This window comes from Cellulomonas fimi ATCC 484, assembly GCF_000212695.1.
Taxonomy (GTDB): Bacteria; Actinomycetota; Actinomycetes; order Actinomycetales; family Cellulomonadaceae; genus Cellulomonas; species Cellulomonas fimi.
In genome coordinates this window covers 3,552,025-3,575,634 of the sequence record NC_015514.1, presented here as the reverse complement: position 1 = coordinate 3,575,634, position 23,610 = coordinate 3,552,025, and the positions used below count along the sequence as shown (strand labels likewise).

Genomic DNA, 23,610 nt, shown 5'->3' with positions numbered 1-23,610 from the left:
CGGTTTCGTGAGCCCGATCACACGGGGCCCGTCGACGACGACCGGCCCGACGCTGGTGAGCACCGTCGCCGGGTCCCCCCCGAGCGGCGCGAGCGGTGCGCCCGACGTCGACCAGCTGCCCGTCGACGGCCGCTCCACCCGCTGGGCCGACCACCGCGAGGCCCGCCGTGCCGAGCTCGTCCGCATCGCGCGCCGCACGGTCCACCACCACGGCCCCGACGTCTCCATGGAGGAGATCGCGGCCGCCGCGGGCACGTCGAAGTCGATCGTCTACCGCTACTTCGCCGACAAGACGGGCCTGCAGATCGCCGTCGCCGAGGCCGTCGTCCTGCAGATCCAGGGCGCCCTCGAGGGCGTGCTCCGCGTCGCGCCCACCCCGCGCGACGGGCTGCGCGCCATGGTCGCCGTCTACCTCGAGATGATCGAGTCCTCGCCCCACGTGTACGCGTTCGTCACGCGCGACGGGTCCGTGGAGTCCGGGGGACCGCTCGGCCACTTCCTCGACTCCGTCACCGCGCTCGTCGCCGCGCCGTTCGCCCGCGGGCTCACGCAGGAGCACGCCGACGGCCGCCGCACCGCCCGCCGCCCCGAGCCCGCCCCGGGCGAGTCGCCGACCGACCCGGCCGAGGCCGCGCGCGTCGCGCTCGCCGAGGTGTGGGCCGCCGGGGCCGTGGGCTTCGTGCGCGGTGCGGGCGAGTGGTGGCTCGCGCACCGGCACGAGCCGGGCGCCCCGGACCGCGCGACCCTCACGGCGCAGGTCGCCGCCTGGCTGTGGGCGGGCCCGGTCGGCCTGCTCGCACGCGACCGCACGCGTGCCGAGGGCGCCGAGAGCACCGACGGCACCGACGGCACCGACGCCGTCGACCTGCCCCGCACGTCCAGCACCGCCCGCACGGACCGCACCCCACCGTTCCCCGACGCGACGCACCCCGCAGACCCGGAGGAGTCCCGATGACGACGACCACCCCCCGCCTGACCCCGGCGGACACCGAGCAGGGCGACCCCCGGCTCGACGCCGACGTCCGGCGCATCGACGTACAGCACCTCGCACGCGTGCTGCTCGGCCACTACCCGGAGCTGCGGCTCGGCGCGCGCCGGCTCATGGCCGACGAGCGGTTCCACCAGATCCCGGGCCTGACGCTCGCCGAGCACCGCGAGCGCGTGCTCGCCCAGCTCCGGCTGCTGGCCGCCGAGGGCGACGTGCACCGCTCCTTCCCGGTGCGCTTCGGCGGCGCGGAGGACCACGGCGGCTTCCTCGCGCGGTTCGAGGAGCTCACGCACGCCGACCCGTCGCTGCAGATCAAGTCCGGCGTGCAGTTCGGCCTGTTCGCGTCCGCGATCTACCACCTCGGCACCGAGCGCAACCACGAGGAGTTCCTCCGCGACGCCCTGACGCTCGCGGTCCCCGGCGCGTTCGCGATGACCGAGACGGGGCACGGCTCCGACGTCGCGTCGATCGCCACGACCGCCACGTACGACCCGGAGACGCAGGAGTTCGTCGTCCACACGCCGTTCCGGGCGGCGCGCAAGGACTACCTGGGCAACGCGGCGCTGCACGGGACGGCCGCCGTGGTGTTCGCGCGCCTGATCACGGCTCCCGCCGGGCAGCCGCGGGTCGACCACGGCGTGCACGCGCTGTACGTGCCGGTCCGCGACCCGCAGACGCTCGAGCTCCTGCCCGGCGTGGGCAGCGAGGACGACGGGCTCAAGGGCGGCCTCAACGGCATCGACAACGGCCGGCTGTGGTTCGACCACGTCCGCGTGCCGCGCACGAACCTGCTCAGCCGCTACGGCGACGTCGCGCCCGACGGCACGTACAGCTCGCCCGTCGCGAGCCCGGGCCGGCGGTTCTTCACGATGCTGGGCACGCTCGTGCAGGGTCGCGTGTCGCTCGACGGCGCCGCCGTGACGGCCTCCCGGCTGGCCCTGACGATCGCGATCACCTACGCCAACCAGCGCCGCCAGTTCGCGGGCGGCGACGGCGACGAGGTCGTCCTCATGGACTACGCCGAGCACCAGCGCCGGCTGCTGCCCCTGCTCGCCGAGACGTACGCGTCGGGCTTCGCGCACGAGGACCTGCTCGCCGCGTTCGACGACGTGTTCTCCGGCCGCAACGACACCCCGGACACCCGCGAGGACCTCGAGACGCTCGCCGCCGCACTCAAGCCGACGTCGACGTGGCACGCGCTGCGGACCCTGCAGACGTGCCGCGAGGCGTGCGGCGGTGCCGGGTTCCTCGCGGAGAACCGCCTCACCGGCCTGCGTGCCGACCTCGACGTGTACGCGACGTTCGAGGGCGACAACACCGTGCTCCTCCAGCTCGTCGGCAAGCGCCTGCTCACCGACTACGCGAAGGGCTTCAAGCACCTCGACGCGGTCAAGGTGGCCCGGCTCGTCGCCGAGCGCGCGTCCGACGCGGCCCGGTTCCGCACGCCGCTGCACCGCGCGCTGCAGACCATCAGCGACGTCGGCGACCCGCGCCGCAGCGCCGGCCAGCTCCGCGAGACGGAGACCCAGCGGGCCCTGCTCGTCGACCGCGTCGAGACCATGGTCGCCGAGATCGCACAGGCCCTGCGCCCCGCCCAGAAGGCCGACCCCGCGGCCGCCGCGGCGATCTTCAACTCCCAGCAGCACGCGCTCGTCGAGGCGGCCCGCGCGCACGCCGAGCTCGTCCAGTGGGAGTCGTTCACCGCGGCGCTCGCCCGCGTCGAGGACCCGGGCACGCAGCAGGTGCTCACGTGGGTCCGCGACCTGTTCGGGCTCACCGTCATCGAGCGGCACCTCGCCTGGTACCTCGTGAACGGGCGGCTGTCCGCGGGGCGTGCCCGCACCGTCACGTCGTACATCGACCGGCTCGTCGCCCGTCTGCGGCCGCACGCGCAGGACCTCGTCGACGCGTTCGGCTTCGAGCAGGCCCACCTGCGCGCACCCATCGCGTCGGGTGCCGAGCAGGCGCGTCAGGACGAGGCGCGCGCGTACCACCGCGCGCAGCGCGCCTCGGGCGACGCCCCGATCCCGGAGAAGCACACCCGCTGACCCGGTCCGGCCACGGGCCCCGGGGTGCGTGTGGAGGCGCGCCCCGGGGCTCGTCCGCGTCAGGCCGGCGCCGCGTGCCGGGCGCGCGCGTCGACGCCCGTCAGGCGGGTGCATCCAGCCGGGCCACGAGGTCCGCGTCGAGCGCGAGCCGCGCACCGGCCACGGCCTCCTCGACCTGCTCGAGGCGCGTCGCGCCGACGATCGGCACGACGCCGTGCGCGACCAGCCAGGCGATCACGACCTGGTTCGGCGAGACCCCCAGCCCGTCCGCGACCTCCCGCAGCACCGCGAGCCGCGCGGTCGTGCCGGGGTGCTCGAAGATCTCCTGCATCGGCTTGTCGGGCCGCGTGTAGGCGCCGAACATCAGCGTGTTGTACGCCCACAGCGTCAGGTCGCCCTCGGCTGCCAGGTAGTCGAACGTCTCGGGCGTCGCGAGCGTGTGCCCGCCCTCGGGCAGGTGCACGCCCGGCCGCGGCTGCAGGTAGGTGTGCCGGAGCTGCACCTGCGCGAACGGCGCGACGCCCAGGTCGCGTGCGACCCGCCGCGCCCGCTCGAGCCGCCACGTGGCGTGGTTGCTCGCGCCGAGCACCCCCACCGTGCCGTCGGCGACGAGCGCCCCGAACGCGGCCACCGTCTCCTCGAGCGGCACGGAGCGGTCCTCGACGTGCGCCCAGTAGACGTCCAGGCGGTCGGTGCCGAGGCGCTTCAGGCTGCCCTCGACGGCCGCGCGGATCGCGGGGGCCGACAGGCCCTCGACGTCGTCGAGCGTGCGGTCGCCGGCGGTGCGCGGCCGCGCACCGACCTTGGTCGACAGCACCACGTGGTCCCGGTTGCCGCGCGCGGCGAGCCAGCGGCCGATCGTGGCCTCGCTCTCGTCGCCCGTGCAGCCGTCCTGCCAGAAGGGGTAGTTGTCGGCGGTGTCGAGTCGGGTCCCGCCCAGCTCGACGTACCGGTCGAGGATCGCGAACGCGTCCTGCTCGTCGACGGTCGTGCCGAGGGGGATCGTGCCCAGTGCCAGTCGCAGATCGGTCATGCGGACCACCGTGCCGCTTCGAGCGCGCTCCAACGCAAGACCCCGCGGGAGGTCGCGGCGAGCGGCTACTCGGGGTTGCAGCGTGCGGCGACCACCGACAGCCAGCCGACGTCGGGCCGCCACGGCTCGAGGTTCCACGTCGCCTTGTCGGGTGCCCCGAGCTGGTGGCAGGAGAGCTGGTCGCGCATCGTCGGGCTGTCGGCGCGGGGTTCGAGCGCGACGAGCTGGGTCCACGTGAGCCGCTCGGCGGCCGCCCCGGACGCGCGCGCCCACGCCGTCGGCGTCACCGCGAGCGACTCGCCGCCCTCGCGGTCGCCCCACGCGGTCGCCTCGACGGTCCGGGTCGCGAGCCACAGCGTCGTGCCCTCTGGCGCGTCGACGCGCACGACGTCGGGCGCGACCGTCGTCGCACGTCCGCCGGACAGCCCGGCCACCTCGGCGCCCGGCGGCGGCTCGCCGGTCGTGCCGTCCGCGGGCGCGTCACCCGCGGACGCGTCGCGCGGGGGCACGGTCACGAGCACCGTCCCGTCGCCCAGCGCGGACAGGCCCGCACCGTCCGCGGCGGCGACGTGCACGGTCCCCGGGGTGGTCGTCGCGCGGGCGCTGCCGTCGTCGTCCGGTGCGACCGCGACGGTCGCGGGCGCCGTCGCGAGGACCCACAACGTCACGTCGCCGGACGTCAGCGGGACGCCCGCGGCCCGGACGTGCGCGGCGGTGACCTCGCCGGCCGTGGGTGCAGGGGCGGGCGTGGGCGTGGCGGCCGGGGAGCCCGGCGGCGCCTCGGACGACGGGACGGCCGGACGGTCCGCGTCCGCCGTGCACCCGACGGCGAGCGTGAGCGTCAGGCCGACGACGGCCGCTCGAGACGCACGTGCCGGCCGCATGACGGGCACGCTAGCAGCGGCGGCACGCCCCACCGGGCGCGCGCGGACCCCGGCCGCCCGGACCGGTGTCGCGCCGCCGTCCGGCCACCGGCACCGCTGCACGATCCGGTGGCGGCGGCCGACGTCGCGCGGCGAGTCCCTGGTGAGGGCGTCAGCGTCGGTGTGCGGGGCGTGCGACGGCGGCGCGCGCGGGTCGCCGGCGCACCACGCGCAGCACCACGCCCGCGACGAGCGCGGCGGTGGCGAGCCCGAGCAGCGGGACGAGCGTGCCGCCGGTGGTCGCGAGCGCACCACCCGGGCGCGGGCTGTCGGCCAGCACCTGCGAGCGCACCGTCGCCGCGGCTGCGGTCGACGCGGGCCGCGGCGTCGCCTGGAGCGCGGCGCCGCTCACGGTCGGCGACGGCACGGGCGCGGCGTCCGCCGTGACCGTCGGCGCGGGCGTCGCGGGCGTCGCGGGCGCCGCGCCGGTCGCGGGCGCCGAGGGCGCGGGCGACGCCGCAGGGCTCGCGGGGGCCGGGGACGGCACGGGCGTCGCCGGGACGGGGGCCAGCGGTGCGACCGGCACGGCCGTCTGCGCGGGCGGCGCGGCGCTGCAGACCGGGCGCTGGCCGCCCTCGCCGAAGTGCTCGTTGAACCCGCTGACCTGGACCCACGTGATGCACCGCCCCGCGGGGAGGCCCAGCTCCGACCAGAGCACGTCGGACCGTCCGGCGACGGCCCCCTGTGCGGTCGCCGCCTGCACGTGCAGCTGCGCGGACAGGGTCACGCCGTCCACGACGTAGCGGACGTTGACGTGGTCGTTCTCGACGAACGTGCGCCCCTCGGGCAGCGTGAGGCCGTCGGCGGTCACGGTGTACGGGGTCGGGTCGTCGGAGCCTCCGGCGGTCGCGGCGGCGGCGGAGCCCAGCAGGACCAGGACGGACAGCGGGGCGACGGCGACGGCGCGGCGGAGCATGGGACCTCGGGCTCAGGAGTGACGGACGGTTCGTCCGGAACCCTAGGGCGGAACGGGACATCGCGGACGAACCGGGCGATGAGAGTCCGGTGAGAACTGCGGTCGCGGCGGCCGTGGACGGCGCCCGGGCGGCCGACGACCCGCGGGTACCCTGGTCCCCGTCTGCCGACCCCGCCGCGGCACCCGGCGCCCGAGCCGGCCCGCGCCCCACCGAGGGAATCGATGACCACCGCATCCTCGCGACCCGCGCGCACCGCCCCCACGACCGACACCGTCGAGCACGCCGCGGCGACGCCCGACCAGGAGCAGCCGTACGCCGAGCTCGGGCTCAAGCCCGAGGAGTACCAGCGGATCCGCGACATCCTCGGCCGGCGCCCCACGGCCGCCGAGCTCGCGATGTACTCCGTCATGTGGTCCGAGCACTGCTCGTACAAGTCCTCGAAGACGCACCTGCGCCAGTTCGGCGACAAGACCACGCCGGCGATGAAGGAGCACCTGCTCGTCGGCATCGGCGAGAACGCGGGCGTGGTCGACATCGGCGACGGCTGGGCGGTGACGTTCAAGGTCGAGAGCCACAACCACCCGTCGTACGTCGAGCCGTACCAGGGTGCGGCGACGGGCGTCGGCGGCATCGTCCGCGACATCATCTCGATGGGCGCGCGCCCCGTCGCGGTCATGGACCAGCTGCGGTTCGGCGCGGTCGACCACCCGGACACCGCGCGCGTCGTGCACGGCGTCGTCGCGGGCGTCGGCGGCTACGGCAACTCCCTCGGCCTGCCGAACATCGGCGGCGAGCTCGTCTTCGACGCCTCCTACCAGGGCAACCCGCTCGTCAACGCGCTGTGCCTCGGGGTGCTGCGGCACGAGGACATCCACCTCGCCAACGCGTCGGGCGCGGGCAACAAGGTCGTGCTGTTCGGCGCGCGCACCGGCGGCGACGGCATCGGCGGCGCGTCGATCCTCGCGTCGGAGACGTTCGACGACACCAAGCCGTCGAAGCGCCCGAGCGTCCAGGTCGGCGACCCGTTCATGGAGAAGGTCCTCATCGAGTGCTGCCTCGAGCTCTACGCGGCGCAGGTCGTCGAGGGCATCCAGGACCTGGGCGCGGCCGGCATCTCGTGCGCGACGAGCGAGCTCGCGTCCAACGGTGACGGCGGCATGCACGTCGACCTCGAGAACGTGCTGCTGCGCGACCCCACGCTGACCGCCGGCGAGATCCTCATGTCGGAGTCGCAGGAGCGCATGATGGCGGTCGTCGCTCCCGAGAAGCTCGACGCGTTCCTCGCGATCACGGGGAAGTGGGACGTCGAGACGGCGGTGATCGGCGAGGTCACGGGCACGGGCCGCCTGACGATCGACCACCACGGCCAGCGCATCGTCGACGTCGACCCGAAGACGGTCGCGCACGAGGGCCCGGTCTACGACCGCCCGTTCGCCCGCCCGGCGTGGCAGGACGCCCTCAACGCCGACTCCGTCGCCGACGAGTCGCGGTTCGCCCGCCCGGCGACCGCCGCCGAGCTCCGCCAGACGGTGCTCCGGCTGCTCGCGAGCCCGAACCTCGCGGACAAGTCGTGGGTGACGGACCAGTACGACCGCTTCGTGCAGGGCAACACCGCGCTCGCGCAGCCCGACGACTCGGGCGTGATCCGCGTCGACGAGACGACCGGCCTGGGCGTCGCCCTCGCGACCGACGCGAACGGCCGCTACGGCAAGCTCGACCCGTACACGGGGGCGCAGCTCGCGCTCGCGGAGGCGTACCGCAACGTCGCGACGACGGGCGCACGCCCGCTCGCGGTCACGGACTGCCTGAACTTCGGCAGCCCCGAGCACCCCGACTCGATGTGGCAGCTCGTCGAGGCGATCCGCGGGCTCGCGGACGCGTGCCAGGTGCTCGAGGTGCCGGTCACGGGCGGCAACGTGTCGCTGTACAACGGCACGGGCGAGCCCGGCAAGATCGACTCGGCGATCCACCCGACGCCCGTCGTGGGTGTGCTGGGCGTGCTCGACGACGTCGCGACCGCGACCCGTTCGGGCTGGACGACCCCGGGCCAGGCGGTCTACCTGCTCGGCACCACGCGCGCGGAGCTCGACGGCTCGGCGTGGGCCGACGTCGTGCACGGCCACCTCGGCGGGCTGCCGCCGCGCGTGGACCTCGACGCGGAGCGTCGCCTCGCGACGGTCCTCGCGCACGCGGGCCGCGACCACCTGGTCGACGCCGCGCACGACCTCTCGGAGGGCGGCCTCGCGCAGGCGCTCGTCGAGTCGTCGCTGCGGTACGGCGTGGGTGTCCAGGTCTCGCTCGACGCGCTGTGCGCGCGGGACGGCGTGACGCCGTTCGAGGCGCTGTTCTCGGAGTCGACGGCGCGGGCGCTGGTCGCGGTGCCGCGCTCGGAGGAGGTCCGGTTCGCGGACCTGTGCACGGCGCGCGGCGTCCCGGCGCTGCGGCTGGGCGAGACGTCGGAGGCCGTGGTCGACGCGGCGGCGGGTGCGGACGCCGAGCCGGTCGCAGCCGTCGAGGTGGCGGGCCTGTTCACGCTCCCGCTCGACGAGGCCCGCGAGGCCTGGTCGGCGACGCTTCCGCGCCACTTCGCCTGACCCCTCACGGACGGCACGCCCCTGCACCGGGGGCGTGCCGTCCGTGCGCACGGTGGTGCGCGACGTCAGGTGACCAGCGCAGCGGCCGGCCGAACCGTCTCGAGCGCGGCACCTCACCCCCGCCGGCGGAACGGGACGTATCGGACACCTCGCGGGCGGCTCCTCACGGATGGCGCGGCAGGGGGACTGTCGCCGACCGTGAGGGGGCACGACCATGCCTGCATCGAAGAAGAAGCCGGCGGACCTGGGCGGCGCGGGGCTGTACCCGCCGCACCTGGAGGACCTGCCCGGCAGCGAGACGAGGGACGCCGGCGCGCGCGTCGCGTACGCGGAGGTCCTGCGTTCGATCTGCGGGGCCACGGACGACTCGCAGGACGTCGAGCAGTACGACGGCACGCTGGGCGTGACGGTCGGCTTCGTGAACGCGCACGAGCGGCCCGTCGTGCAGGTGCAGTGGAACGACAACCTGGCCGCGACGTTCACGAACCCGGGCAACGTGAGCGGCGTGCGGTGGGGGACCGGCACGCTCATCGGCCCCGACCTGGTGCTGACGTGCGGCCACCTGTTCGACCCGGACCCGAACGGCTGGACGATCCCGCGGCAGAACGGCACGAGCACGCCGCTGTCGCCGCAGCAGGCCGCGACCGCGATGCACGTGAACCTCAACTTCCAGGAGGACTCGACGGGCACGCTGCAGGCGGAGCAAAGCTTCGCGATCACGCAGCTCGTGGAGTACCGCCTGGGCGGGCTCGACATGGCCCTGTTCCGCGTCGCGGGCAGCCCCGGCAACACGTTCGGCTGGTCGGAGTTCGGCACGACGAACGCGGCCGTCGGCGACATGCTCGCGATCATCGGGCACCCCGCGGGCCTGCCGAAGCGGGTCGAGGCCGGCCCGGCGACGCAGGTCTCCGGCTCGACGATCCGCTACGCCGACATCGACACCCTCGGCGGCAACTCGGGGTCCGGCATCCTGCACAGCCCGTCGGGGCGCGTGGTCGGGGTGCACACCAACGGCGGCTGCACCGCGACGGGTGGCAGCAACTCGGGCGTCGCGATCGCCGCGATCGTGGCGGCGTCACCGACGCTGCAGGGCCTGACGCCGAGCTCCAGCACGGGCCTGGGCCTCGACCTGTCGACGCCGCTCGCGGCCGACGTCGGCGGCACGTTCCTCGCTGCCGACACCGCTGCGGCGTCCGACACGGGCATCCAGGACGTGATCGGCACGCCGATCGCGCAGGACCTCGCGACGACGATCGCGGCCGACACGGCGACGCCGAAGATCCAGGACCTCGTCGGCACGCCGCTGTCGCAGGACCTCGGGACGGCGCACGCCGCCGACACGATCGGCACCGCGAGGATCCAGGACCACATCGGCACGCCCCTCACGCTGGACGTCGCCACCCCGGTGCACCGTGACAACCTCACGTCGCTCGCCCACGACACGCACGTGGCGCTCGACGCCGGCACGCCGGTCGCGATCGACTCGGGTGCGGCGGACCAGCCGGGCACCGTCACCGCGGCGGACGTCGGCATCTGGCCGCCGGGAGGCACGGTCGTGAACCCGGTGAACCCGGGCCTCACGGGCGGGCTGGTCGGGGGGCAGCGCCCGTTCGTGCAGGCGGGGCCCTACATCTCGCTCGGTCAGGACGACACCGCGGAGACGGTCCTCGGAGCGGTCCTCGCCGAGCTCGAGGCCCTCATCGCGACCCAGGCGCAGGCCCTCGCGTCCCTCCAGGCCCTGTACGCGACGCTCGCGGGCGACGCGGACCTCACCGGCCCGGTCTGACGGAGCCGGACGTGATCGGCATCGTCTCCCACGCGGGCGACCTGCACACGCAGGCGGTGGCCGGGCACCTCGACCGACGGGGTGCCGGCCACCGGCTGCTCGACACGTCACGGGTCCCGACGGCAGCGGCGCTCACGTCGCGGCAGCGGCCCGACGGCACGTGGACGGGCACGTGGTCGGACGCGGACGGCGACCTCGACCTCGCGGACGTGCGCGCGGTGTGGTGGCGGCGGCCGCAGCCGTTCGTGCTGCACGACGAGGTCACGCGCCCGCACGACCGCGGGTTCGCGCACGGCGAGTGCGCGGCGATGGTCGCGGGCCTGTGGTCCTGCATGGACGCGCGGTGGGTCAACGACCCGGACCGTGACGAGGCCGCCTCCCGCAAGATGTGGCAGCTGCAGCTCGCGGCCCGCGCCGGCCTGCGGGTGCCGCGCACGTGCATGACGAACGACCCCGACGAGGCGCGCGCGTTCGTGGCGGCCGAGCCGGACGGCGTCGTCTACAAGTCGTTCTCGGCGACGCCCCGCACGTGGCGCGAGACCCGCCGGGTGCGCGCGCAGGACGTCGGGACGATCGACGCGGTCCGCTTCGCACCGGTGATCTTCCAGGAGCTCGTGCCGGGCGGCCGCGACGTGCGCGCGACGGTCGTCGACGGCCGGGTGTTCGCGGCGGAGATCCGGGCGGGCGAGTCGGCGTACGAGCTGGACTTCCGGATCGACACGACGCACGCGCCGATCACGGAGCACCGCCTGCCGCCGCCGGTCGAGGAGCGCCTCGTCGCGCTCGTGCGCCGGCTGGGCCTGCGCTACGGGGCGGCCGACTTCCGCGTCGGCCCGGACGGTGAGCACGTGTTCCTCGAGGTCAACCCGGCGGGCCAGTGGCTGTTCGTGGAGCTCGCGACGGGGCAGCCGATCTCGGCGGCGCTCGCGGACCTCCTCGTCCGTCTCGACGCCGACGGTCCCGTCCGCGAGGCGGCCGGGCCACGGGCCCGGTCGGTCGCGTGACGGCGGCGCGTGCGGTCCTGGGCGCGCGGTCGTCCTCGCGTCGTGGGCCGGTGCCGTGCGACCGCCGCGCCCGCGCCGTCGTCGCCCGGCCCCGGGCCAAATCCGTGGCCGCGGCCGCGGGGGCGCGCCTAGCGTCGCCCGGGTGACGAGCGAGCAGCCTCTCCCCGACGGGGCCGTGCGGGTGGTCCGCGCCGACCGCGGCGCGGTCCTCGTGCTGCCCGCGCACGCCCTGGACGCGCACCCGCCGGACGGGCCGGTGCCCGCCCCGGCAGGGCGCCCCGGCACGGACGACCCGGCCCCCGGCGCGGCACCGGGAGCGGACGCCGGCCACGAGCCGCGCCGCGTGGTCCTCGACCGTGACGGCCTCTTCGCCGCCGCCGACGGACGCACCCCGCCGACGGTCGGCGACTGGCTCCTGCTCGACGAGACGCCCGACGGCCCGCGCGCCGCGACCCTGCTGCCCCGCCGCACCGCGCTCGTGCGCGACACCGCGGGGGAGACGTCCCGCACCCAGGCGCTCGCGGCGAACGTCGACGTCGTCCTCGTCGTCGAGCACCTCGACCCCGACCCGGACCTGGGACGGGTGGAGCGGCTGCTGACGCTCGCGTGGAGGTCGGGCGCCCGCCCGGTCGTCGTGCTGACCAAGGCGGACCTCGTGCCCGACCCCGACGGCATGGCGTCCGACGTCGCGGCGGTCGCGCTCGCGGTCGACGTGCACGCGGTCTCGGCGCAGGACGGGCGCGGCCTGGACGACCTCCGGCGGGACGTGGTGACCCCGGGCAGCACGCTCGTCGTCGTGGGGCCGTCCGGCGCGGGCAAGTCGACGCTGGTCAACGCGCTCGCGGGCCGCCCGGTGATGGACGTGGGCGAGCGCCGGGCGGACGGCAAGGGGCGGCACACGACGACGCACCGCGAGCTGGTTCCGCTCGCGGACGGCGCGGTGCTGGTCGACACCCCGGGGATCCGGACGGTGGGCGTCGTGGCCGACACCGACGCGCTGGAGACGACCTTCGCGGACGTCGCGGACCTCGCGCGGCAGTGCCGGTTCGGCGACTGCCGGCACGAGCGGGAGCCGGGGTGCGCGGTGCGGGCGGCCGTCGAGTCGGGCGACCTGCCGGCCCGGCGGCTGGACTCGTGGCGGCGCCTGGAGCGCGAGGCGGCCTACCAGGCACGGCGCAGCGACGCGCGGCTGGCCGCGGAGGAGCGCGCACGCTGGAAGAAGATCACCAAGGAGTACCAGCGGGGGATGCGCGGGCCGGGGCGTCCGCGGAGCTGACGGGCCCCGGGAGGCCCGCAGCCGGGCGTGGGGAGTCCGCTCGGCGCCAGCCGGGGTGTCGAAGCGACGGGTCGAAGCGCGCCAACGTCGCCCGATCCGGAACTGAAGCGATTAGGAAATCCTCATCCGCTCGCGCCGTGGGGCATTCGTCGGGTTTCCTCGTCGGGACCCGCACGAGCGTGCCACGAGGCCCGAACCCAGGGAGCTCCTTGATGTCCACCCGCAGAACCGCCGCAGCGCTGCTGGCGGCCGCGGCCGTCGCCGTCGGCGGTCTGACCGCCCTCACCACCACCGCCGCGCAGGCGGCTCCCGGCTGCCGCGTCGACTACGCCGTCACCAACCAGTGGCCCGGCGGCTTCGGCGCCAACGTCACGATCACCAACCTCGGCGACCCCGTCTCGTCGTGGAAGCTCGACTGGACCTACACCGCAGGCCAGCGGATCCAGCAGCTGTGGAACGGCACCGCGTCGACCAACGGCGGCCAGGTCTCCGTCACCAGCCTGCCCTGGAACGGCAGCATCCCGACCGGCGGCACGGCGTCGTTCGGGTTCAACGGCTCGTGGGCCGGGTCCAACCCGACGCCGGCGTCGTTCTCGCTCAACGGCACCACCTGCACGGGCACCGTGCCGACGACCAGCCCCACGCCGACCCCGACGCCGACGACCCCCACGCCGACGCCGACCCCGACCCCCACCCCCACGCCGACGGTCACGCCGCAGCCGACCAGCGGCTTCTACGTCGACCCGACGACGCAGGGCTACCGCGCGTGGCAGGCCGCGTCCGGCACGGACAAGGCGCTGCTCGAGAAGATCGCGCTCACCCCGCAGGCGTACTGGGTCGGCAACTGGGCCGACGCGTCGCACGCGCAGGCCGAGGTCGCCGACTACACCGGCCGCGCCGTCGCGGCCGGGAAGACGCCGATGCTCGTCGTCTACGCGATCCCGGGCCGCGACTGCGGCTCGCACTCCGGCGGTGGTGTGTCCGAGTCCGAGTACGCGCGCTGGGTCGACACCGTCGCGCAGGGCATCAAGGGCAACCCGATCGTGATCCTCGAGCCCGACGCGCTCGCGCAGCTCGGCGACTGCTCCGGCCAGGGTGACCGCGTCGGCTTCCTCAAGTACGCCGCCAAGTCGCTCACCCTCAAGGGCGCGCGCGTCTACATCGACGCGGGCCACGCGAAGTGGCTGTCGGTCGACACCGCGGTGAACCGCCTCAACCAGGTCGGCTTCGAGTACGCGGTGGGCTTCGCGCTCAACACGTCGAACTACCAGACGACGGCGGACAGCAAGGCGTACGGCCAGCAGATCTCGCAGCGGCTGGGCGGCAAGAAGTTCGTCATCGACACCTCGCGCAACGGCAACGGCTCGAACGGCGAGTGGTGCAACCCGCGCGGCCGCGCGCTCGGCGAACGCCCGGTCGCGGTGAACGACGGCTCCGGCCTGGACGCGCTCCTGTGGGTCAAGCTGCCCGGCGAGTCCGACGGCGCGTGCAACGGCGGCCCGGCCGCCGGCCAGTGGTGGCAGGAGATCGCCCTGGAGATGGCGCGCAACGCCAGGTGGTGAGCTGAGACCTCGCCCACGACGAGCCCGCGGACGCGCACGTGCGTCCGCGGGCTCGTCCGCGTCCGGCCGCGGGCGCCCGGACGTCGGGGCGGCGGGGACAATGGGGCGGTGGCAGGCAGACGACGGACCGCACCCGACGACGGACGCGCCGCGCTCGACGTGTGGCGCGCCGACCCCGCAGGCGTGCCGACCCCGGCGCGGCGGACCGCGGTCCGGTTCACGCTCGAGGAGCTCGCCGACGTGGCCCCCGGCAACGCGGTCGAGGTGCGCGTCCCGCCGGACGGCGCCGTGCAGGCCGTGCAGGGCCCGCGGCACACCCGGGGCACGCCGCCGAACGTCGTCGAGACCGACCCGCAGACGTGGCTCGCCCTCGTCACGGGCGCCCTGACCTGGCACGAGGCCGTGGCGGCCGGGAACGTGCGCGCGTCGGGGGAGCGGGCCGACCTGTCGGCGTGGCTCCCGCTCCAGGCCGCCCGACCCCGGCTGTGACGCCCGCGCGAGCGCCGCTGTGAGCAGCCGCACGCCCGCGTGCCCCGGCCCGCGCCGCCGCCCCGCGAGCCGCTGACCTACGATCGCGGGGTGTCGTCGACCACGCCCGCCCCGCAGGAGCCGCAGCCCGGCGCCGAGCCGCCCGTGCCCTCCGAGGACGAGCTGCTCGCGACCGCGCGGCCGGCACGCGTGCGCCGCGCACCCAAGTTCAGCGTGTTCATCGGTGCGGGCGCGATCGTCGGGTTCGTCCTCGGGCTCGTCCTCGTCGCGGTGGTCCGGCCGCCCGTCGCGTGGGTCGCGGACGGCAGCGGGTTCATCGGCTTCCTCGACGGCGAGGGGGCCGTGCGGACGGTCACCGCGGTGGGCCTCGCGGTGCTCGGCGGGTTCGTCGGCGGTGCGCTCGCCGTCCTCGCGGACCGCCGCAGCAAGGACCCGTACGCGCGTCGGCGCCGCTGACGCCGGCGCCCGCGAGGAGCGTCCGCCGAGGTCGTCCCGGGGTCCGGGCGCGGCCCTGGACGCGTGGGGGCCGTGTGCGACCATAGGCCCGTGGCCCCCCGCGCAGACGGACGACTGAACCACGACCTCCTCCCGAACGAGAAAGGCCCGCAGGACGCCTGCGGCGTCTTCGGTGTCTGGGCACCCGGCGAGGAGGTCGCCAAGCTCACCTACTTCGGCCTCTACGCGTTGCAGCACCGCGGGCAGGAGTCCGCCGGGATCGCGACGTCGAACGGCCAGCAGCTCCTCGTCTACAAGGACATGGGTCTCGTGTCCCAGGTCTTCGACGAGACCGCGCTCAACGCCCTGCAGGGGCACATCGCGATCGGGCACGCGCGCTACTCGACGACGGGTGGCAGCACGTGGGAGAACGCCCAGCCGACGCTCGGCCCGACGGCCGCCGGCACCGTGGCCCTCGGCCATAACGGCAACCTCACCAACTCCGCCGAGCTCGTCGACCTCGTCGCCGAGCGCTACGGCAGCCAGCGTCGCGGCGAGCTCGCCCGCGGCAACACCACGGACACCGCGCTCGTCACGGCGCTCCTCGCGGGGGACCCGGACCACACGCTCGAGGCCACGGCGCTCGAGGTCCTGCCCCGGCTGCGCGGCGCGTTCAGCCTCGTGTTCATGGACGAGCACACGCTCTACGCCGCGCGCGACCCGCAGGGCGTGCGCCCGCTCGTCCTCGGCCGGCTCGAGCGCGGCTGGGTCGTCGCCTCGGAGACGCCCGCGCTCGACATCGTGGGCGCGTCGTTCGTCCGCGAGGTCGAGCCCGGTGAGTTCCTCGCGATCGACGCCGACGGCCTGCGCTCGACGCGGTTCGCCCCGGTCGACCGCGCCGGCTGCGTGTTCGAGTACGTCTACCTCGCCCGCCCCGACACGACGATCGCCGGCCGCTCCGTGCACGCGGCGCGTGTCGCCATGGGCCGCCGGCTCGCGGTCGAGCACCCCGTCGAGGCGGACCTCGTCATCCCGGTGCCCGAGTCGGGCACGCCCGCGGCGGTCGGCTTCGCCACCGAGTCCGGCATCCCGTTCGGCCAGGGCCTGACGAAGAACGCCTACGTGGGTCGCACGTTCATCCAGCCGTCGCAGACGCTGCGCCAGCTCGGCATCCGGCTCAAGCTCAACCCGCTGCGCGACGTCATCCGCGGCAAGCGGCTCGTCGTCGTGGACGACTCGATCGTGCGCGGCAACACCCAGCGTGCGCTCGTGCGGATGCTGCGGGAGGCGGGAGCCGCCGAGGTGCACATCCGGATCAGCTCCCCGCCCGTGAAGTGGCCGTGCTTCTACGGGATCGACTTCGCGAGCCGCGCCGAGCTCATCGCGAACGGCCTCGGGCCCGAGGAGATCGCGGCCTCCCTGGGCGCCGACTCGCTCGGCTACATCTCCGAGGAGGGCATGGTCGAGGCGACCGAGCAGCCCGCCTCGCAGCTGTGCACGGCCTGCTTCAGCGGGCGGTACCCGATCGAGCTGCCGCCCACCGACCGCCTCGGCAAGCACCTCCTCGAGCAGAACGAGCTGCCGCTCGGCCCGCCCGAGGACGGCCTGCTGACGATCGTCCCGTCGACCGGTGGCGCGAGCGCGCTGGAGCACCCGTGAGCGAGCAGCAGGTCACCTACGCCGCAGCCGGCGTCGACACCGAGGCGGGCGACAAGGCCGTCGAGCTGATGAAGGACGCCGTGCGCGCGACCCACGGGCCCCAGGTGCTCGGCGGCGTCGGCGGCTTCGCCGGGCTGTACGACGCGTCCGCGCTGACCCGCTACCGCCGGCCGCTGCTCGCGACGTCCACCGACGGCGTCGGCACCAAGGTCGCGATCGCGCAGGCGCTCGACGTGCACGACACCATCGGCTTCGACCTCGTCGGCATGGTCGTCGACGACATCGTGGTCGTCGGCGCGAAGCCCCTGTTCATGACGGACTACATCGCGTGCGGCCGCGTCGTGCCCGAGCGCATCGCCGACGTGGTCCGCGGCATCGCGGCCGCGTGCTCGGTCGCGGGCACGGCCCTCGTCGGCGGCGAGACCGCCGAGCACCCCGGGCTGCTCGGCCCGGACGAGTACGACGTCGCCGGCGCGGCGACGGGTGTCGTGGAGGCCGACGAGCTGCTCGGCCCGGAGCGTGTGCGCGCGGGCGACGTGCTGGTCGCGCTCGCGTCGAGCGGGCTGCACTCGAACGGGTACTCGCTGGTCCGCAAGGTCGTGCAGGTCGCCGGCTGGTCGCTCGACCGGCACGTCGACGAGCTCGGCCGGACCCTCGGCGAGGAGCTGCTCGAGCCGACCCGCGTGTACGCGAGCGACTGCCTGGCCCTCGTCGAGCGCGCCGGCGTCGCGGGCGTGCACGCGTTCAGCCACGTGACGGGCGGCGGTCTCGCCGCGAACGTGGCGCGCGTCCTGCCGCAGGGGCTCGTCGCGGACGTCGACCGCGGCGGCTGGCAGCTGCCGCCCGTGTTCTCCCTCGTGCAGCGCCTCGGCGGCGTGCCGTGGCACGACCTGGAGGGCACGCTCAACCTCGGCGTCGGGATGGTCGCGATCGTCGCCGCCGACGCGGTGGACGGGGTGCTCGCGCACGCCGGCGAGCTGGGACTGCCGGCCTGGGAGCTCGGCGCCGTGCGCGACGCCGACCCCGCGCACGACGTGCCGGGCACGCCCGATCTCGTCGCGGGCACCAAGGGCGTCGACGGCGGAGCGGTCCGCCTCACCGGCACCTACCGGGCCTGACCCGGGACCGGACACGACCGGCCCGGTGGCGTCGAGGACGCCACCGGGCCGGTGTCGGTCGGTGTGCTGCCGCCCAGCGGGTCGCTACCGACGCGCGGTGCTCGGTGCGTCGCGTCCGCCGGGGCGGTGCCGTGCGGGTCGCCGAGGGCGCGCCGGTGTCGTCACCTCGAGGGAGTCGAGGTGGTCGACGGTCCGGTCGGGCTCGACGGACCCGGAGACGTCAGCGGTCGTCGTCCGTCCAACGACGGTAGTCGTCGTCGTCACCGGACCACTCACCCGTGTCCACGGAGCTCCCGCGGCGGTCGGATCCGAGATCGTTGTGGCTCAGCGAGCCGAGCTCCCGCTCGAGGGCTCGGTAGTTGGTCTCAGGGCTGAAGTACTTCAGCTCCCGGGCCACCTTGGTCTGCTTAGCCTTCTGACGGCCGCGCCCCATGGCATCGACCCCCTCTAACGTGGATGCGGGGCGGCACCGTGCTCACACGTGCGGCCCCGGGGTGCTGAATCGTCTCTTCGTGGGGCAACGGTACATGGTCGTGCTCTATTCCGACCACTCGCGACGAGGCGACGCACATCACGTGTCGCACAGGGGTCGTATGACCGATTCGCCAGGTTTAGGCTGACGGTACGGTTCGTGTAACGATGCATGATGAGAGTGGGATGAGAGTCATGGCCGCATCCGTGACCACATCGTGTCCCGGAATGCGTCATCTGCCCCCTTCGTTCATGCTAGGGGAGCGACCCTGCATCGCCAGCACGCACGGCGCCCCGGCGCACCGCACCACCCGCACCCGAAGGGGGCGGCCGCCGACAGGCCCGTCGGCCGCCCGCACGCTCGCCCAGGGAGGCAGCAGATGACCGCACACCCCGCCGAGTCCGAGGCCCTGCTCACGCCGTCGGAGGTCGCGACGCTCTTCCGGGTCGACCCGAAGACGGTCACCCGCTGGGCGAAGGCCGGCAAGCTCTCCTCGATCCGGACGCTCGGCGGCCACCGCCGCTACCGCGAGTCCGAGGTGCGGGAGCTGCTCAACGGCGTGCCGCAGCAGCAGAGCCCCACCGACGACTGACCCGACCACCCGGTCGACCCGCCGCCCTCGGGCGGCACGCACCCGTGCCCGACCGGCGCGGGTGCAGCACCGTCGGGCCCCGTCCACGGGCAGCCCTCCGGATCGCTCGTCCCCGCACGTCGACCGTGCGCCCGCGGCACCGTCGCGCGGCGCCACCCCGAACGTGAGACCGGCCCCGGTACCGCAAGGACGCGGTACCGGGGCCGGTGCGTGCCGGTCGTCAGCCGCGGCGGCCCCGGATGCCCGCGGCGGCGAGCAGGGCCACGACGGCCACGGCCCCGCCGAGCACGGCACGCGCGCGCGTGCGCCGGTGCGGCTCCGCGTCCTTCGCGGTCGCGTCGTGCAGCAGCCGCTTCGCGCCGTCGACCGCCTCCTTCGCCTGGTTGCGCGGGTCGAGGCGGTCCGCGAGCTCGTCGACCGTCGCCGCGAGCTGCGCACGGGTCCGGACGACCTCGCTCTCGGCGTCGACCATCGCGGGCGTCGTCAGCCCGGGCTCCGCGGCCTTGTCCGTCTTCGAGCTGTCCGTCTTCGAGCTGTCCGTCTTCGCGCTGTCCGTCTTCCTGCTGGTCGCGTCGCTCACGCGTTCCACCCCGCCTTCACGGCCTCGAGGTCCTCCTGCACGTTCTCGATCGCGCGCTCCGGCGTCGGGGGCGAGCCCCGCTTGACCAGCCGGATGCCGACGAAGGCCAGCACCGCCGTGACGAGCAGCAGGACGAGCGTCACGATCAGCGCGGCGAGCCACGGCGCGAGCACCGTCGACAGGCCGAGGATGGCCGTCGTGATCGCCGTCGCGAGCACGTAGAGCGCGAGCACGCCCGCGGCCGCGAGCAGCCCCGCGCCGATGCCGAGCTTCTGCGCCTTCGCCGTGATCTCGGCCTTGGCGAGGTCCAGCTCCGCGCGCACGAGGCGCGAGGTCTGCTCGCTCAGGTCGCTCACGAGCTGGCCGATGCTGCGGGGCTCGCCGGTCGGTCCTGGCTGCGCGGTCATGGTCACACCCTCTCGTCCACTCGTCGGTCCGGCACTCGCCCCCGGATCGGCACGAGGCCTCCGGCCGGCGGCGCCGTCCACGGACTCTCAGTGTGACGGTGCAGGTCGCGGCCCGCATCCGAGCGGGCCGACGGGTGTGCGGGCGTCAGTCCGCCCAGGGGTGCACCTGCTCCTCGGCCGGGTGCACGACCTGGCGTGCCTTGGTGACCGACATCGCCGATCCCTCGGGGAGGCGGTGCCGTGCCCAGTACGCCAGGCCGGCGGCGACCAGGAGCAGCGTCGCGCCGACGAGGAGGGCCGCGAGCCACAGCTCGACGACGTGCGCGAGCCCGACGACCGCGGCCGTGAAGAACAGCGCGAGGGCGAAGAACGTGAGCAGCGCCGCGGCGCCGAAGCCGATGGCGGACGGGCGGACCTGCACCGCCCGGGCGCGGACGCTCGCGCTGACGGCGTCGATCTCCGCCTGGATCGCCTCGCGGACCCGGTCCTCGGCCTGGCCGATCTTCTCCCGGGCGACGTCCGCGAACGGCTCGGTGAACCGCTCGAAGAAGGTCTTGCGCGGGTGCTCAGGTCCGGACGTGCTGCTCACGGGGTCCTCCGGTCGACGGGACGGTGCGGTGCAGTCCCACCCTAGGCGCGCGCCGCGTACGTGCCCGGGATCATCGGCCCAGGTCGCCCGTCCGCATGCGAAAGGCCCCCTGGGATCCAGGGGGCCTTCGGCTGGTGGCTCCGACCGGCGTCGATCCGGTGACCTTTCGATTTTCAGTCGAACGCTCTACCAACTGAGCTACAGAGCCTCGAACGAGAACGCCGGTCCGAGGACCGGCGATTCGAGCGACCCCGACGGGACTTGAACCCGCGACCTCCGCCGTGACAGGGCGGCGCGCTAACCAACTGCGCTACGGGGCCTTGGTGGAACAAGGCCTTGCTTCTACTTCACTGCACCTGCTCGTACCCCCAACGGGATTCGAACCCGTGCTACCGCCGTGAAAGGGCGGGGTCCTAGGCCGCTAGACGATGGGGGCGTGTCCCGCCCCTGACGTCGAGGCGCCGGATGACCGGAGACGAGCATACGGGGTGCGCGGCCGGAACTCCAAAAGCACTGCCGGACGGTGCTGCGACCAGCGCGGACGCGCCCGATCTCGTGGTCGGTCCTCCCGGGGGGCGGGGCGCCCGCGCGGTCCGGGGAGCGGGCAGGATGGGGGTGTGGTCGAGATGACGCGGGACGAGTTCGAGGACGCCGTCCGGGACGCGCTCGACGAGATCCCACCCGAGCTCGCGCGGCTCGTCGACAACGTCGTCGTGCTGGTCGAGGACGAGGCGCCCGCGGACGACCCCGAGCTGCTGGGCCTGTACGAGGGCACGCCGCTCACGGAGCGCGGCGAGTGGTGGGCCGCGGGGTCGCTGCCGGACCGGATCACCATCTTCCGCAACCCCACGCTCGCGGTCTGCGAGGACCGGGACGAGGTGGTCGAGGAGGTCGCGGTGACCGTCGTGCACGAGGTCGCGCACCACTTCGGCATCGACGACGACCGCCTGCACGAGCTCGGCTGGGGCTGACCCGGGAGGGCTAGGGTCGGGCGCATGGTCGCCGTCGGCATCGTGCTGCTCCCCCAGGACCGTTGGTCGCTCGCGAAGGACCGCTGGCGTCGCGCCGAGGCGTGGGGCTTCGACCACGCCTGGACCTACGACCACCTGGCGTGGCGGACGCTCGCCGACGGGCCGTGGTTCGCGACCGTGCCGCTGCTCGCCGCCGCGGCGGCGGTCACCGAGCGGATCGCGCTGGGCACGTTCGTCGCCTCGCCGAACTTCCGGCACCCCGTGCCGTTCGCGAAGGACGTGCTCGGGCTCGACGACGTGTCCGGCGGGCGGTTCGTGCTCGGGATCGGCGCCGGCGGCGAAGGGTTCGACGCGTCCGTCACCGGGCCGGCCTGGTCGCGGGGCGAGCGCACGCGCCGGTACGAGGAGTTCGTGGCGCTGCTCGACACGTTGCTGACGCAGCCCGTCACCGAGTTCACGGGGGAGTTCTACGAGGCGCACGACGCGCGCATGCACCCCGGCACGGTCGCGCGGCCACGCACGCCGTTCGCGATGGCCGCCGCGGGCCCGCGGACCATGGCGCTCGCCGCGCGGTACGGGCAGGGCTGGGTGACGTACGGCCCCGCGCTGGGCGCGGACGAGACCGCCGACGACCCGCTCGCGGCGCAGGAGCGCTGGTGGGCGGGGCTCGCGGACACGTGCGCGCAGGTCGACGCGGTCGAGGCCGCTGCGGGGCGCGACGGCTCGACCCTGCCGCGGCTGCGGCGGTACCTCAGCCTGGACGGGGCGCCGCTGTTCTCCCTGTCCTCGCTCGACCTGGCCGTGGAGGGCGTCGAGCGGGCCGCCGGGCTCGGGTTCACCGACGTCGTGGTGCACTGGCCGCGGCCCGAGGGCGTGTACGGGGGCAGCGAGGCGGTGCTCGAGGAGTTCGCGGAGCGGCTGCCCGGCCTGCAGGCCCTTCCCGTCGCCGCACGCTGACCCGCGCGAGGCGCCGCCGGTTGCCGCACGCCGACCCGCGTGAGGCACCGCCCGTCGGCGCACGCTGCCCTGCGTGAGGCATCGCCCGTCGCCGCAGGCTGACCGGGACGGCGCGCCGGTCGTCCCTGCGGGCTTGGGCGGCCGTGACGACGGAGGCCGCCGCGTCCTGCCGGTCGGGCAGGGGTGCGGCGGCCTCGTCGAGCGGTCCGGTCAGTGGGCCTGGCGGGCCTCCCACGCGCTGCGCACCATGTCGGCGAGCGTGTGGGTCATGCGCCAGCCGAGGTCGCGCGCGGCCAGCTCGCCGGACGCGACGATGCGCGCCGGGTCCCCGGGGCGGCGGGGGGCGACCTTGGGCTCGAACGGGATGCCGGTCGCGTCGGCCATCGCCGTCATGATCTGGCGCACGGAGACGCCGTCACCCGAGCCGAGGTTGTAGACGCGCTCGAGCGGGGTGCCCGCGGACAGAGCGCGGGCGGCGGCGACGTGCGCGTCGGCGAGGTCGGCGACGTGGATGTAGTCGCGGACGCAGGTGCCGTCGGGCGTCGGGTAGTCGGTGCCGTTGATGCGCGGCGTGCGGCCCTGGGTGAGGGCGTCGAGGACCAGCGGGAACAGGTTGTGCGGGCTCGTGTCGTACAGCTCGGGCGTGCCGGAGCCGACGACGTTGAAGTAGCGCAGCGAGGTGTGCCGCAGGCCGGTGGCGCGGCCCTGGTCGCGCAGCAGCCACTCGCCGACGAGCTTGGACTCGCCGTAGGGCGACTCGGGCGAGGTCGCGGTCTCCTCGGTGACGAGGTCGACGTCGGGGGTGCCGTACACCGCGGCCGACGAGGAGAACACGATCGCGGGGACGTCCTGCGCGGCCATGGCCTCGAGCAGGCGCGCGGTGCCGGTGACGTTCTGCTCGTAGGTGTGCAGGGGGCGGTCGACGGACACGCCGGCGTACTTGAACCCGGCGAGGTGCACGACGCCCTCGACCTCGTGCTCACCGAGCGTGCGGGCCAGGAGTGCGGTGTCGAGCAGCGACCCCTCGACGAACGGCACGTCGTCGGGGACGAACACGCGGTGCCCGCTCGACAGGTCGTCGAGCACCACGGGCGCGATGCCCGCCTGTCGGAAGGCCCGCACCACGTGCGACCCGATGTACCCAGCCCCGCCCGTCACCATCCACGTCATGGCGTCAGCGTAGTCGATCCCTGTTGATCTGTGTTCGATC

At 74.9% G+C, this 23,610-nt stretch carries 22 protein-coding genes and 3 tRNA genes; 14 read left to right on the top strand and 11 right to left on the bottom strand.

Annotated elements, in window-relative coordinates:
• The first annotated feature begins 7 nt into the window (after positions 1–7).
• Both CELF_RS16120 and CELF_RS16115 read left to right on the top strand, forming a co-directional pair.
• On the top strand, positions 8–955 hold the full coding sequence (locus tag CELF_RS16120; protein WP_013772331.1) for a TetR/AcrR family transcriptional regulator: 948 nt from the start codon (positions 8–10) through the stop codon (positions 953–955).
• Complete coding sequence (locus tag CELF_RS16115) at positions 952–3,036, top strand: acyl-CoA dehydrogenase family protein (RefSeq protein WP_013772330.1); 2,085 nt, start codon at positions 952–954, stop codon at positions 3,034–3,036. Before CELF_RS16120 ends, CELF_RS16115 begins: the two co-directional genes overlap by 4 nt.
• 100 nt (positions 3,037–3,136) lie before the next feature.
• Here CELF_RS16115 and CELF_RS16110 read toward each other — a convergent pair whose 3' ends face one another.
• The 3 genes from CELF_RS16110 to CELF_RS19695 form a co-directional block, all read right to left on the bottom strand.
• Positions 3,137–4,069, bottom strand: a complete 933-nt coding sequence (locus CELF_RS16110) for an aldo/keto reductase (protein WP_013772329.1) — start codon at positions 4,067–4,069, stop codon at positions 3,137–3,139.
• Positions 4,070–4,134: 65 nt separating this feature from the next.
• Positions 4,135–4,953 (bottom strand): DUF2599 domain-containing protein, encoded by an 819-nt coding sequence (locus CELF_RS20810; protein WP_013772328.1) that lies wholly within the window; start codon positions 4,951–4,953, stop codon positions 4,135–4,137.
• A gap of 151 nt (positions 4,954–5,104) precedes the next feature.
• Positions 5,105–5,908 carry a hypothetical protein gene (locus CELF_RS19695; RefSeq protein WP_013772327.1) on the bottom strand — a complete coding sequence of 268 codons (804 nt, stop codon included), beginning with the start codon at positions 5,906–5,908 and terminating at the stop codon, positions 5,105–5,107.
• A gap of 222 nt (positions 5,909–6,130) precedes the next feature.
• Here CELF_RS19695 and purL point away from each other — a divergent pair, with 222 nt between their 5' ends.
• The 9 genes from purL (at position 6,131) to purM (ending at position 17,832) form a co-directional block, all read left to right on the top strand.
• A complete protein-coding gene (gene purL / locus CELF_RS16095; protein WP_013772326.1) occupies positions 6,131–8,503 on the top strand; it encodes a phosphoribosylformylglycinamidine synthase subunit PurL in 2,373 nt (790 codons plus the stop codon).
• Between the two features lie 214 nt (positions 8,504–8,717).
• Positions 8,718–10,289 carry a trypsin-like serine peptidase gene (locus tag CELF_RS19690; protein ID WP_013772325.1) on the top strand — a complete coding sequence of 524 codons (1,572 nt, stop codon included), beginning with the start codon at positions 8,718–8,720 and terminating at the stop codon, positions 10,287–10,289.
• A gap of 11 nt (positions 10,290–10,300) precedes the next feature.
• Positions 10,301–11,293, top strand: a complete 993-nt coding sequence (locus CELF_RS16085; RefSeq protein ID WP_013772324.1) for an MvdC/MvdD family ATP grasp protein — start codon at positions 10,301–10,303, stop codon at positions 11,291–11,293.
• Between the two features lie 142 nt (positions 11,294–11,435).
• A complete protein-coding gene (gene rsgA, locus CELF_RS16080) occupies positions 11,436–12,569 on the top strand; it encodes a ribosome small subunit-dependent GTPase A (protein ID WP_013772323.1) in 1,134 nt (377 codons plus the stop codon).
• A 212-nt stretch (positions 12,570–12,781) separates the two neighbouring features.
• Positions 12,782–14,131 (top strand): glycoside hydrolase family 6 protein, encoded by a 1,350-nt coding sequence (locus CELF_RS16075; protein ID WP_013772322.1) that lies wholly within the window; start codon positions 12,782–12,784, stop codon positions 14,129–14,131.
• A 108-nt stretch (positions 14,132–14,239) separates the two neighbouring features.
• A complete protein-coding gene (locus CELF_RS16070) occupies positions 14,240–14,620 on the top strand; it encodes a sterol carrier family protein (RefSeq protein ID WP_013772321.1) in 381 nt (126 codons plus the stop codon).
• A 90-nt stretch (positions 14,621–14,710) separates the two neighbouring features.
• Positions 14,711–15,076: a histidine kinase gene (locus CELF_RS16065; RefSeq protein ID WP_126297857.1), complete on the top strand. Its 366-nt coding sequence runs from the start codon at positions 14,711–14,713 to the stop codon at positions 15,074–15,076.
• A gap of 90 nt (positions 15,077–15,166) precedes the next feature.
• Positions 15,167–16,714: an amidophosphoribosyltransferase gene (gene purF / locus CELF_RS16060; RefSeq protein ID WP_013772319.1), complete on the top strand. Its 1,548-nt coding sequence runs from the start codon at positions 15,167–15,169 to the stop codon at positions 16,712–16,714.
• Positions 16,711–17,832, top strand: coding sequence for a phosphoribosylformylglycinamidine cyclo-ligase (purM, locus tag CELF_RS16055; RefSeq protein WP_013772318.1), 1,122 nt, complete (start codon positions 16,711–16,713; stop codon positions 17,830–17,832). The genes purF and purM overlap by 4 nt, the downstream gene beginning before the upstream one ends.
• A 220-nt stretch (positions 17,833–18,052) precedes the next feature.
• On the opposite strand, the gene CELF_RS16050 is transcribed toward purM, so the two are convergent.
• The gene (locus CELF_RS16050) at positions 18,053–18,265 is read right to left on the bottom strand and encodes a DUF3073 domain-containing protein (RefSeq protein ID WP_013772317.1); all 213 of its coding nucleotides are present in this window, start codon (positions 18,263–18,265) and stop codon (positions 18,053–18,055) included.
• Positions 18,266–18,683: 418 nt separating this feature from the next.
• Here CELF_RS16050 and CELF_RS16045 point away from each other — a divergent pair, with 418 nt between their 5' ends.
• Positions 18,684–18,896, top strand: a complete 213-nt coding sequence (locus CELF_RS16045) for a BldC family transcriptional regulator (protein WP_013772316.1) — start codon at positions 18,684–18,686, stop codon at positions 18,894–18,896.
• 220 nt (positions 18,897–19,116) lie between these two features.
• On the opposite strand, the gene CELF_RS16040 is transcribed toward CELF_RS16045, so the two are convergent.
• The 6 genes from CELF_RS16040 to CELF_RS16015 all read right to left on the bottom strand — a co-directional run bounded on the left by CELF_RS16040 (position 19,117) and on the right by CELF_RS16015 (position 20,908).
• Positions 19,117–19,476, bottom strand: a complete 360-nt coding sequence (locus CELF_RS16040; RefSeq protein WP_013772315.1) for a DUF3618 domain-containing protein — start codon at positions 19,474–19,476, stop codon at positions 19,117–19,119.
• Positions 19,473–19,883: a phage holin family protein gene (locus tag CELF_RS16035; protein WP_013772314.1), complete on the bottom strand. Its 411-nt coding sequence runs from the start codon at positions 19,881–19,883 to the stop codon at positions 19,473–19,475. The genes CELF_RS16040 and CELF_RS16035 overlap by 4 nt, the downstream gene beginning before the upstream one ends.
• Positions 19,884–20,028: 145 nt before the next feature.
• Positions 20,029–20,472, bottom strand: coding sequence for a phage holin family protein (locus tag CELF_RS16030; protein ID WP_013772313.1), 444 nt, complete (start codon positions 20,470–20,472; stop codon positions 20,029–20,031).
• Positions 20,473–20,604: 132 nt separating this feature from the next.
• Positions 20,605–20,680, bottom strand: a tRNA-Phe gene (locus CELF_RS16025).
• Positions 20,681–20,718: 38 nt separating this feature from the next.
• Positions 20,719–20,792: transfer RNA gene (locus CELF_RS16020), tRNA-Asp, on the bottom strand.
• Positions 20,793–20,835: 43 nt separating this feature from the next.
• Positions 20,836–20,908, bottom strand: a tRNA-Glu gene (locus tag CELF_RS16015).
• A 190-nt stretch (positions 20,909–21,098) separates the two neighbouring features.
• On the opposite strand from CELF_RS16015, the gene CELF_RS16010 reads away from it, so the two are divergent.
• Complete coding sequence (locus CELF_RS16010) at positions 21,099–21,443, top strand: metallopeptidase family protein (protein ID WP_013772312.1); 345 nt, start codon at positions 21,099–21,101, stop codon at positions 21,441–21,443.
• A gap of 24 nt (positions 21,444–21,467) precedes the next feature.
• Positions 21,468–22,400 carry an LLM class flavin-dependent oxidoreductase gene (locus tag CELF_RS16005; protein WP_013772311.1) on the top strand — a complete coding sequence of 311 codons (933 nt, stop codon included), beginning with the start codon at positions 21,468–21,470 and terminating at the stop codon, positions 22,398–22,400.
• 210 nt (positions 22,401–22,610) lie between these two features.
• Here the strand turns inward: CELF_RS16005 and galE are convergent, their stop codons facing one another.
• On the bottom strand, positions 22,611–23,570 hold the full coding sequence (galE, locus tag CELF_RS16000) for a UDP-glucose 4-epimerase GalE (protein ID WP_013772310.1): 960 nt from the start codon (positions 23,568–23,570) through the stop codon (positions 22,611–22,613).
• Between the last annotated feature and the right edge of the window lie 40 nt (positions 23,571–23,610).

Coding starts and splice junctions, on each gene's coding strand:
- CELF_RS20810 (WP_013772328.1), bottom strand. CDS start 4,953: ATGCGGCCGGCACGTGCGTCTCGAGCGGCCGTCGTCGGCCTGACGCTC.
- CELF_RS16045 (WP_013772316.1), top strand. CDS start 18,684: ATGACCGCACACCCCGCCGAGTCCGAGGCCCTGCTCACGCCGTCGGAG.
- purL (WP_013772326.1), top strand. CDS start 6,131: ATGACCACCGCATCCTCGCGACCCGCGCGCACCGCCCCCACGACCGAC.
- CELF_RS16035 (WP_013772314.1), bottom strand. CDS start 19,883: ATGACCGCGCAGCCAGGACCGACCGGCGAGCCCCGCAGCATCGGCCAG.
- galE (WP_013772310.1), bottom strand. CDS start 23,570: ATGACGTGGATGGTGACGGGCGGGGCTGGGTACATCGGGTCGCACGTG.
- CELF_RS16115 (WP_013772330.1), top strand. CDS start 952: ATGACGACGACCACCCCCCGCCTGACCCCGGCGGACACCGAGCAGGGC.
- CELF_RS19695 (WP_013772327.1), bottom strand. CDS start 5,908: ATGCTCCGCCGCGCCGTCGCCGTCGCCCCGCTGTCCGTCCTGGTCCTG.
- CELF_RS16050 (WP_013772317.1), bottom strand. CDS start 18,265: ATGGGGCGCGGCCGTCAGAAGGCTAAGCAGACCAAGGTGGCCCGGGAG.
- CELF_RS19690 (WP_013772325.1), top strand. CDS start 8,718: ATGCCTGCATCGAAGAAGAAGCCGGCGGACCTGGGCGGCGCGGGGCTG.
- CELF_RS16110 (WP_013772329.1), bottom strand. CDS start 4,069: ATGACCGATCTGCGACTGGCACTGGGCACGATCCCCCTCGGCACGACC.
- CELF_RS16005 (WP_013772311.1), top strand. CDS start 21,468: ATGGTCGCCGTCGGCATCGTGCTGCTCCCCCAGGACCGTTGGTCGCTC.
- CELF_RS16075 (WP_013772322.1), top strand. CDS start 12,782: ATGTCCACCCGCAGAACCGCCGCAGCGCTGCTGGCGGCCGCGGCCGTC.
- CELF_RS16010 (WP_013772312.1), top strand. CDS start 21,099: ATGACGCGGGACGAGTTCGAGGACGCCGTCCGGGACGCGCTCGACGAG.